This is a genomic window from Streptomyces sp. NPDC058534 (genome assembly GCF_042717365.1).
In the GTDB taxonomy this organism is placed as follows: Bacteria; Actinomycetota; Actinomycetes; order Streptomycetales; family Streptomycetaceae; genus Streptomyces.
This window is the reverse complement of the sequence record NZ_JBHXNW010000002.1, coordinates 196,372-204,299: the sequence shown is the minus strand read 5'-3', so window position 1 is coordinate 204,299 and position 7,928 is coordinate 196,372. Positions and strand designations below refer to the sequence as shown.

The following is a 7,928-nucleotide window of genomic DNA, read 5'->3' as shown; positions in this document are numbered from 1 at the left end:
GGTGGGGTGGTGCCGGGGGCGTGCGGTGGGGGGGGCGCGCCGCGGGCTCCCCGCCCGCGCACGCGTCTGGGGCTGGTGGGGTGGGGGGGGGGGGGGGCGCCCTCGACCAGGGCCTGGGTGGCCTCGTCCATGATGCGCTGGGCCTCGGTGACGCCGGTGCGGCGGGACAGGAAGGCCCGGACGGTCTCGCCGGTGCGGCGTTCCGGCTCCTGCGGGAGGTGGCCGACGGTGGCGGTCGGCGGGGACAGGCGCAGTTCGCCCTGTTCCGGCGCGGTCAGCCCGGCGAGCATCCGCAGGAGGGTGGACTTGCCCGCGCCGTTGGCCCCGACGAGGCCGATCACGTCGCCGGGGGCGACGACGAGGTCGAGCCCGGTGAACAGGGAGCGGTCGCCGTGGCCGGCGGCGAGGTTCTTGGCGACGAGGGTGGCAGTCATCAGGCCCTCGATCCTAACGGCGTCGCGGGAGCGGATCAGCCCGGTTTCGCGTGCGTCACCGCGGTCACCAGCACGCTTCCCGAGGTCCGCGCCACCACGAAGGCCTCCCCCTTCACCGCCCTCGCGTCCAGCGCCAGGCGGTGGCCGCCCGGTTCGAGCACGCCGTCGAAGACCTCGTGGACGTGGGTGCGGTGCAGCCGGTCGAGGCGGTACGCGGTGAGCCGTACCCGGCAGGCCGAGGTGACCTCGACGTCCGCGGCGGTGCGGGTCGCGGTCAGGCGGGTCAGCCGGCGCCGCTCGGCCGGGCCGGGGTCCAGGGCGTGTTCGATCTGGGCGACGAGCAGCGGGACGATCGGGGCCAGGGGGTGTCGTTTGGATCTCGCCGGGGTCGCGGGGCCTGGCACGCACTCCCCCACTGCCTTAAAGGCGTGGGAGGTACCCCCAGCCGCGTTGTCGTCGGTTGCCAGGGCTCCGCCCTGTCGCCCTCCTCCGCCTTGCGGCTGCACGCTCCCCCACGCTCGGCTTCGCTCGCGCGGGAGGGGCCCCCATCGCCCCCGCTCGGCTCGGTTCCATAGGCGCCGTTGCCTGGAGCCGGCCTGACCCGAACGATACCCCCTAGGCCGTCGACCTCGGTCACGTCCGCGCCGGCGTCCGCGAAGGCCCGGCGCACGGCGGCCCGTGTCTCCTCGGTGACCGCGCGTCCGAAGGCGACGGCGCCGTAGGTCCGCAGCTCCTCGGCCGGGACGGCACCGGCGTCCTGGGTGATGTCGGCGCCGATGCCGATGGTGCGCAGCGCGGCGGCCGGCCGGGCCAGGAGGGCGGTGCGGGCGTCGATCAGCAGGACCCGGCGGCGGGAGCGCGCGGTGCCGTCGAGCAGGGCGGCGAGGGCGGCGCGGTACTCGGCGCCCGCGAAGCGGTAGGGGCCGATGCCCTGGTAGGAGTTGCGTTCCAGGTCGGGGTGGTCGCCGGTCTGCCAGGCGAAGTCCCGCCAGACGAAGTCGTCGCCGTCCCGCAGGATGACGGCGGTCACCGCGCCGCAGCCCAGGTCCTCGCACTCGGGGCAGCCGTAGATGACGTGGCGGCCGCCGGGCAGCGGCGCCTCGGTCTCCAGGAGGAGGCCGCGCACCTGTGCGGCGAAGATCGCGGGCGGCACGTCGGAGGCGAGCGGGGAGACTGCGCCCAGGTCGGAGAGCCGGAACAGCAGGGGTCGTCCGTCGACGACGAAGTCCACGAAGTCGCGGTGGACCTGGAAGTCGCCGTCGGTGCGGACACCACCGGCGCGCGTCGCCGGGGCCAGACCGAAGGTCGTGTACTCGGCAGCCATGCGGTGAGTATTCCCGGGCCGGGGCCGCTTCGAGCCCGGCATGGGGCATTCCGCCGGGCAGGGCCTATCGTCCCGGTGTGGAAACCGAACTGGATGACGAAGTCGTCGTGGTCGGCGGCGGGGTGACCGGGCTGACGACGGCCGTCGTGCTCGCCGAGCGCGGCAGGCGGGTGCGGCTGTGGACGCGGGACCCCGTCGAGCGGACCACCTCGGTGGTCGCGGGCGGGCTGTGGTGGCCGTACCGGATCGAGCCGGTCGCGCTGGCGCAGGCGTGGGCGCTGCGCTCCCTGGACGTGTACGAGGAGCTGGCGGCGCGGCCCGCGGAGACCGGCGTGCGCATGGTCGAGGGGGTGCTCGGCGAGACCCGGCCCCAGGAGGTGGGCGCGTGGGCGGCGGCCCGGCTGCCGGGGCTGCGCGCGGCGCGGGCCGAGGAGTACGCGGGGCCGGGGCTGTGGGCGCGGCTGCCGCTCATCGACATGTCGACTCATCTGCCGTGGCTGCGGGAACGGCTGGTGGCGGCGGGCGGTGTGGTGGAGACGCGCCCGGTGGCCTCACTGGCCGAGGCCGAGGCACCGGTCGTGGTGAACTGCACGGGCCTCGGTGCCCGGGAGCTGGTGCCGGACCCGGCCGTGCGTCCGGTGCGCGGGCAGCTGGTCGTCGTGGAGAACCCCGGCATCCGGACCTGGCTGGTCTCGGCCGACGCGGACTCCGGGGAGACGACGTACTTCCTGCCGCAGCCCGGCCGGCTCCTGCTGGGCGGGACGGCCGAGGAGGACGCCTGGTCCACCGATCCCGATCCGCGGGTCGCGGAGGCGATCGTGCGGCGGTGCGCGGAGCTGCGGCCCGAGATCGCCGGCGCGCGGGTGCTCGGGCACCTGGTGGGGCTGCGGCCCGCCAGGGACGCGGTGCGGCTGGAGCGCGAGACGCTGCCGGACGGGCGGCTGCTGGTGCACAACTACGGCCACGGCGGCGCCGGTGTGACGGTGGCCTGGGGCTGCGCCCAGGAGGCGGCCGGGCTCGCCACCCCCTGACACGGGCGGGGGCGGGCCCCGTGCGGGGCCCGCCCTCGGTCTCGCCCTCGGTCAGTGGTGGTGGTGCTCGCCGATCGGATCGCCCTCCACATCCGTGCCGGCGCCCGGTCCGATCCGGATCTCGTACTCGCCCTCGTACCGCTTGTGTCCCTCGATGACGGCCAGTTCGACGGCTTCGGAGGCCATCTCGCCGCGCACGATGAGGGGGTCGCGGCGCAGGTCGCGCATGAGCGCGACGCACATGAAGATCATCACGACTACGAACGGTGCCGCCGCGAGGATCGTCAGGTTCTGCAGACCGGTGAGCGCGTCTCCCTCGCCGCTGCCCACCAGGAGCATGATGGCGGCGACCGCTCCGGTCACGACGCCCCAGAACACGACCGCCCAGCGGCTGGGTTCGAGTGCGCCCTTCTGCGAGAGGGTGCCCATCACGATGGAGGCCGCGTCGGCGCCCGAGACGAAGAAGATGGCGACCAGGATCATCACCAGGAGGCTGGTGGCCGTGGCGATGGGGTACTCCTGGAGCACGGCGAAGAGCCTGCCCTCCGGCGTCGTCTGGTCGCCGAGCCGGTTCTGCTCCTGGAGCCTCATCGCCGAGCCGCCGAAGATGGCGAACCAGACCAGGCTGACCGTGCTGGGGACCAGGATGACGCCGCCGATGAACTGGCGGATGGTCCGGCCCCGGCTGATGCGGGCGATGAACATGCCGACGAAGGGCGTCCAGGAGATCCACCACGCCCAGTAGAAGACCGTCCAGCTGCCCAGCCAGTCCGCGACGCCCTCGCCACCGCTGATCTCCGTGCGGCCCGCCATCGCGGGCAGGTCGCCGAGGTAGCCGAAGATCGAGGTCGGCAGCAGGTCGAGGATGAGGATGGTCGGGCCCGCCACGAAGACGAACACGGCCAGGAGCAGTGCCAGCACCATGTTGGTGTTGGACAGCCACTGGATGCCCTTCTCGACGCCGGAGATGGCGGAGGCCACGAACGCCACCGTCAGCACCGCGATGATGCCGACCAGCAGTCCGGTGCTGACCTTGTCCATCCAGTCGAGTTGCTCCACGCCCGAGCCGATCTGGAGCGCGCCGAGGCCGAGCGAGGCCGCGGAGCCGAAGACCGTCGCGATGATGGCCAGGATGTCGATGACCCGGCCGCTCACGCCGTTGGCGTGCTTCTCCCCGATGAGCGGTGTGAAGACCGCGCTGATGGTCTGCCGGCGGCGCCTGCGGAACGTGCTGTAGGCGATGCCGAGACCGACCACCGCGTAGATCGCCCACGGATGGAGCGTCCAGTGGAACAGGGTGGTGGCCATGGCCGTCGTCATGCGGTCGCCGGTGTCGGCGGGGTCGGTGCCGGGCGGGGCCGTGTCGAAGTGGGCCAGCGGTTCGCTCACGCCCCAGAACATCAGGCCGATGCCCATACCGGCGCTGAACATCATGGCGATCCAGGACACGGTCTTGAACTCGGGTTCCTCGCCCTCGGCGCCGAGGTGGATGCGGCCGTACCGGCTGGCCGCGAGCCAGAGGGCGAAGACGACGAAACCGGAGGCGGCCAGCACGAACGCCCAGCCGCCGTTGTGCACCAGACCGCTGAGCATGGTGCCGGAGGCGTCCTCCAGCGAATCGGTGCCGGCGGCGCCCCAGACGACGAAGGCCAGGGTCAGGGCCGCGGTGACGCCGAAGACGACGCGGTCGGTCTGGGGCTTGTGCTCGTGCCCCGGCAGGCCCGCCTCGGACCCCGGTAGTGTCCCTCTTTCGTGCTGTTCCTTGTCACTCGGGTCCTGCGTCACAGACGGCACCTTTCAAGTCGGTGAGGCTGAGAATAGTCGTCCGCTACGCCCTTACCACGTGCGACGCGGAACTCACCTCCTCAGCAGCGGGTGTCGGGTTCACCCGCCGTCAGGTGGTATGTCGCCCGCTCGTCGAGGAGCAGCGGCACGAGGGCGCGCAGCGGCTGGCGCAACGATACGTAGGCGCCCTTCTCCCCGTTCGAACGCACTTGTACACCGTGCAGAGCCAGCTCGTCCCTAATGTCCGTGTACTGGGCATGTGTCAGCCGGTAGCCGCAGGGCGGGTCCTGGATCACCTCGGCGGCTTCGGCCGGGTCGTTGTCCGCGCCGCCGAGGTACACGGGCCCGGTGTCGGTGCGGCCGGCCCGGCGGGCGGCGTCGGTGGCCGCCTCGACCTGTCCGCGCCGCCGGTCCGCGAAGCGGAACATGCCGTCGAGCGCCGCGAGCTGGGAGTTCACGCGGCGCCGGTTGTTCAGGGCGGGGTCCGCCTGTTCGGCGTCGGTGAGCGCGTCGACGCGGCTCTCGATGAGCAGGCCGACCGAGTGTTTCACGCCGGACATGTTGCGCAGGATGCGTTCCTGGCCGTCGCCGGCGGTCTGCTTGATCGGGTCTCCGGTGACCGGGTCGGTCCAGATGCCGTAGGTGCCGGTCGAGTAACCGGCTTCCTGGGCGGCGGGACGGACGTACGCCCCGGACAGGGTGCGGGCCTCGTCGTGGACCCGCGGGTGGGTGTTGAGGTTGCGGGGCCAGAGGTCGAAGAGGTCCTTGTCGTAGTACGGGGGTGTGGCGCCGTACTCGTGCAGGTCGTAGAGGACGTCGGGGCGCCGGTCGCGGACGACGGCTGCCAGCGCGCGGGCCTCGGCCGTCTGCAGGGCGAGGTGGTCGCGGTTGATGTCGACGCCGTCGCTGTTGCCGCGGGTGTTCGCGGCCCGGCCGTCGGGGTTGGCGGTGGGCAGGACCAACACGGTGGTGCGGTCCAGGAAGTGCCGGGTCCGGCGGTCGGTGGCGTACGCCAGGTCGCGGACGGTGGACAGGCACGCCTCGCGGCCGGAGGGCTCGTCGCCGTGCTGGCTGCACACGAGGAGCACCGTGTTCGGCGCGGCGGGCCTGCCGATGGTGACGAGGCGCACCGGCCGGTCCTGCTTCGTGGTGCCGATGCGGTCGACGTCGACCCGGCCGCTCGCGCGGTCGGCGGCGGCCAGCAGCGCCCGCTCCTCCGCCTGGGTGGTCCAGCGGGCGCCGTTGGTCCGCTCGAAGCCGGTACGGGGCGGGTCGTGCGCGGCGTCGGCGGCGTGGGCCGGTGCGGTGAGGAGGGACGCGGCGAGGGCCGCGGTGGTCACGGTGAGGGTGCGCAGACGGTTCATCGGGCTCCCTTCGGAACGCGGTGGGTGGTGTGCGGCGGCGCGCTCACGCCGTCGAGGGGAGCGGGTGTCGCGGTGGCGCCGGCCGTGCCCGCGGTGGCCCGCGCGAAGGCGTCGGTGCCGCCGACGAACGGTACGCGGGCCGATGTTCGGGAGAGGTCCAGGGTGAGTGTCGGCGTATCGGCGGGCGGGTCGATGAGGCCCTTGTCGGTGCCCGCGACGATCAGGGCGAGACGGTGACCGGCCGGGACGACGTGGTCGGTGGCGGCCAGGTCGAGCGTCATGGTGTACGCCCTGCCCGGGGTGAGGGGGCGGCCGTGCCACGCGGAGGCGTGGTTGCCGAGGTCGGCCCAGCCGCGGCTGACGACGGTGTAGTCCACGTCGGTGGTCTTCGCCGCCGTCTCCAGGTAGCAGGAGCTGTCGCCCGCGGTCCGCGGTCCCCAGCAGGTGCGGTCGGTGAGGGTGGTGATGCCCTCGCCCTCGGCCGCGTAGTCGCGGATGGTGTCGGGGCCGAGGTCGACGAGTACGGCGGACAGGTGGGCGGTCGGGGTGCTGGACCGTGCGGTGACCGTGACCTCGGAGGCGCCGGACAGGCGCAGGTCGCGGGTGAGCGGGCCGGTGACGAAGCCGGCCTTGCCCGGCGTGGACGCGTCGATGTGCGCGGCCCAGTCCGTCTCGCTCAGTGCCGGGTCGTCGGTGAAGGTCTCGGTGCCGCGGTCGCGGTGCAGGCCGAGGGTGCCGACGCCCGGTCGCGCGCCGTCGGCCGGGCGCAGGATCGCGGGGGCCGTGGTGCGCGGCGGCCAGGTCCTCGACGTCTCCCACTGGTCGGGGTGCCGTTCGACGTCGGCCATGGGTTCACGGTCGATGCCGTTGTCGTAGCCGAGGAGTTCGTGGTCGAACCAGCGGTGCAGGGTGTCGACCCACTCGGCACGGCGGAAGTCGAAGGGGTCGACATGACCGGTCTGGGAGAGCCAGATCTTGCGGTCGACGCCGTTCTTCGCGAGGGCGTTCCACCACGGGCCGACGTGCTGCATGCGGACGTTGAGGTCCTGCATGCCGTGGACGAGGAAGACGCTCGCCCGCACCTTGCTCGCGGCCTTCACGTAGTCGCGCTCGGTCCAGAGCCTGGTCCGGTCGCCGCTGCGCGGGGCTCCGTCGACGAGTCTCTGCTGGACGGCCTCGCAGCGGGCGCGGGCGTCGGGGCTGTTGACGTAGTCGGAGAGCCAGTCGGGGCCGGAGTCGTAGAGCGGGGCGCCCTGGCTGAAGTAGTAGTCGTACCAGGAGGAGATGGCGGCGATCGGGACGATGGTCTCCAGGCCCTCGACGCCGGTCGCGGCCACGCCGTTGGCGATGGTCCCGTCCCAGCTCTTGCCGATCATGCCGGTCTTGCCGTTGGTCCAGGTGGCCTTGGCGCGCTCGCCGCCGGTGCGGCCGGTGTACGCCTTCGCGCGGCCGTTCAGCCAGTCGACGACGGCCTTCGCGGACCGGATGTCGGAGCGTCCGCCGACGTCGACGCAGCCGTCGGAGCGGTTGGTGCCGGCCAGGTCGACGCCGACGAAGGCGTAGCCGCGGGGCACGAAGTAGTTGTCGTAGTACAGCGGCATCCCGACGACGTCGCCGTCCGCGTCGTAGGTCTTCTTCTGGCTCTCGTTGCCGCGCCCGCAGCAGGAGTAGTACGGGCTGGCGTCCATGATGACGGGGATCTTCCGGCCCTGCTGGGCGGGTTCGCGCGGGCGGACGATGTCGACGGCGACGCGGTCGTCCTCGCCGTCGCCGTCCCCGTCGTACCCCGTGTCCACCCAGACCGCCTCGCGGATGGCGTTCTCGTAGGAGTGGACGGGTTCGCTCTGCCGCGGTGCGGGGTGCGCCGTCGCGGCCGGCGTGAGGAAGGTTGCCAGGAGTGCGGCCGTGGCCGCCGTAGCGAGCGGTCTCCAGATCGTGAAGCGCGTGCGTATCGGCATGCGCGGACGGTACATCGGTCAACTCCCGCGCA

Annotated in this window: 6 protein-coding genes and 1 pseudogene; 1 reads left to right on the top strand and 6 read right to left on the bottom strand. The window is 73.0% G+C overall.

The genetic code is table 11. The annotated features are described in order from the left end of the window. The 3 genes and pseudogenes from ACFWR9_RS01940 to ACFWR9_RS01930 form a co-directional block, all read right to left on the bottom strand. Positions 1-434, bottom strand: a 434-nt coding sequence (locus ACFWR9_RS01940) for an ATP-binding cassette domain-containing protein (RefSeq protein ID WP_383833972.1), incomplete at its 3' end; no start/stop codon positions are given. 35 nt (positions 435-469) lie between these two features. Further along, a pseudogene (locus ACFWR9_RS01935) lies at positions 470-796 on the bottom strand (oxidoreductase); the annotation flags it as partial. Continuing rightward, entirely contained in the window at positions 718-1,758 is a 1,041-nt protein-coding gene (locus ACFWR9_RS01930) for an oxidoreductase (RefSeq protein ID WP_383833969.1), read from the bottom strand. The pseudogene ACFWR9_RS01935 and the gene ACFWR9_RS01930, both read right to left, overlap by 79 nt. A 77-nt stretch (positions 1,759-1,835) precedes the next feature. Here ACFWR9_RS01930 and ACFWR9_RS01925 point away from each other — a divergent pair, with 77 nt between their 5' ends. Next, on the top strand, positions 1,836-2,789 hold the full coding sequence (locus tag ACFWR9_RS01925) for an FAD-dependent oxidoreductase (RefSeq protein ID WP_383833966.1): 954 nt from the start codon (positions 1,836-1,838) through the stop codon (positions 2,787-2,789). A 51-nt stretch (positions 2,790-2,840) separates the two neighbouring features. Here the strand turns inward: ACFWR9_RS01925 and ACFWR9_RS01920 are convergent, their stop codons facing one another. From ACFWR9_RS01920 to ACFWR9_RS01910, 3 genes are all read right to left on the bottom strand, one after another. Then, on the bottom strand, positions 2,841-4,574 hold the full coding sequence (locus ACFWR9_RS01920; RefSeq protein ID WP_383833963.1) for a BCCT family transporter: 1,734 nt from the start codon (positions 4,572-4,574) through the stop codon (positions 2,841-2,843). Positions 4,575-4,654: 80 nt separating this feature from the next. Beyond that, positions 4,655-5,938 carry a M14 family metallocarboxypeptidase gene (locus ACFWR9_RS01915; RefSeq protein WP_383833960.1) on the bottom strand — a complete coding sequence of 428 codons (1,284 nt, stop codon included), beginning with the start codon at positions 5,936-5,938 and terminating at the stop codon, positions 4,655-4,657. Further along, complete coding sequence (locus ACFWR9_RS01910; RefSeq protein ID WP_383833957.1) at positions 5,935-7,896, bottom strand: Xaa-Pro dipeptidyl-peptidase; 1,962 nt, start codon at positions 7,894-7,896, stop codon at positions 5,935-5,937. Before ACFWR9_RS01910 ends, ACFWR9_RS01915 begins: the two co-directional genes overlap by 4 nt. Positions 7,897-7,928 lie beyond the last annotated feature (32 nt).

What these genes read in the sequence shown, in the direction of transcription:
- ACFWR9_RS01915 (WP_383833960.1), bottom strand. Translation starts at nt 5,938, where the DNA reads ATGAACCGTCTGCGCACCCTCACCGTGACCACCGCGGCCCTCGCCGCG.
- ACFWR9_RS01930 (WP_383833969.1), bottom strand. Translation starts at nt 1,758, where the DNA reads ATGGCTGCCGAGTACACGACCTTCGGTCTGGCCCCGGCGACGCGCGCC.
- ACFWR9_RS01910 (WP_383833957.1), bottom strand. Translation starts at nt 7,896, where the DNA reads ATGCCGATACGCACGCGCTTCACGATCTGGAGACCGCTCGCTACGGCG.